Below are 1,138 nucleotides of genomic sequence, written 5' to 3'. Positions count from 1 at the left end.
GCCGCAACGATCCGTGCCCCTGCGGGTCGGGGCGCAAGTTCAAGAAGTGCTGCGGGCAGGAGACGGTGCACTGACGGGGCGCTCGGTGGACGACGGGGAGGTCACCCAGCAGTCTTGCGCTTGAACCCAGTAACCGAGCTCTATCGGGATGACGTCGGCGCCCACGTGGTGGCGAAACCAGTGACGGTGTCCCTGCATGAGGCCGGTCCCCAACTCCGGTCCATTCGACCCACCGCTTCTGGCCGGGGCGGATCTGCCGTCCAAACAGCGTGGTCGATGACGAGCGGGTGGGGAGTGGAGCTGGCCGAGGGACCTTCGGCCTTGTAAGTCTTGTGATGTCTTGCGCGAAATCCGTGTAAAACTGTCAACTTAGCAAAAAGTTCCTTTTACTTTCATTTGCTTGCGCCAAAAAGAATCCCGACCATTGCCTCGCGACAGACGCCGAAAACGTGTCTAGTAATAGGTTTGCCGTAGCAGTTCCCGCTTCGGTATCGCCCCTATGCACGAACGAGGTTCCCATGAAATCCGAGACCGTTTGCGAACTGAAGACGGCAGAAGATCTGCTCAAGTTGAACTGGTTCGAACTCGAAATCTTCAAGTCTGCCTTCCACGAAGCCGCTCACGCTGTGATTGCCCGTCTGACCGGCTTTGAAGTCGCGTGGGTATCTCTTGACGCCGATTTCATTGGAAACGATCCGCTCGCGATCCAGAACCGCAGCGCTCATGGTCGGTTGGATTGCTGGCGCATCAGCGGTTCCCAGTCACCACCAAGAAAAATGGCTGAGATCCGAGCCGGAGCATGCGATCGCATTCAGCAGTTCGACACGCTGTTCGAGCGCCTTCGCGGTGCCCGCCTTTCTTTCCCATCCCAGCGAATAAATCAGCGCGCCCGGCGTAAAGACCCAAGGTAACAGCAAGAGTCATGGCCATGCCCGAACCCGTCACCTTGTCTGACCTGCAACGGATGCACCGCATGGCCGCTGCGCTGGTGGTGGGTGATCCGGTCTATCTGCCGATCTTCGAGCGCATCGAGCACGAACTTGCAGTGTTCGCGGCCCAGAGCGATGCGATCAGCCGCGCCCGCGCCATCGCCGCGCGTCACAAGGCGGTCGGCTGAAGCAACGTCTGCTGGTGCTCC

At 59.6% G+C, this 1,138-nt stretch carries 3 protein-coding genes; all 3 read left to right on the top strand.

Annotated features, from left to right (window positions below):
• Positions 1 to 74: SEC-C metal-binding domain-containing protein (locus HUK65_RS19230; protein ID WP_179907300.1), on the top strand; the 74-nt coding region annotated here is incomplete at its 5' end.
• Positions 75 to 518: 444 nt separating this feature from the next.
• Positions 519 to 911, top strand: a complete 393-nt coding sequence (locus HUK65_RS18450) for a hypothetical protein (protein WP_179907750.1) — start codon at positions 519 to 521, stop codon at positions 909 to 911.
• A gap of 17 nt (positions 912 to 928) precedes the next feature.
• A complete protein-coding gene (locus tag HUK65_RS18445) occupies positions 929 to 1,117 on the top strand; it encodes a hypothetical protein (protein ID WP_179907748.1) in 189 nt (62 codons plus the stop codon).
• The last annotated feature ends 21 nt before the right edge of the window (positions 1,118 to 1,138 follow it).

The organism is Rhabdonatronobacter sediminivivens (assembly GCF_013415485.1).
GTDB lineage: Bacteria > Pseudomonadota > Alphaproteobacteria > Rhodobacterales > Rhodobacteraceae > Rhabdonatronobacter > Rhabdonatronobacter sediminivivens.
This window is presented reverse-complemented; position numbering and strand designations above follow the sequence as displayed.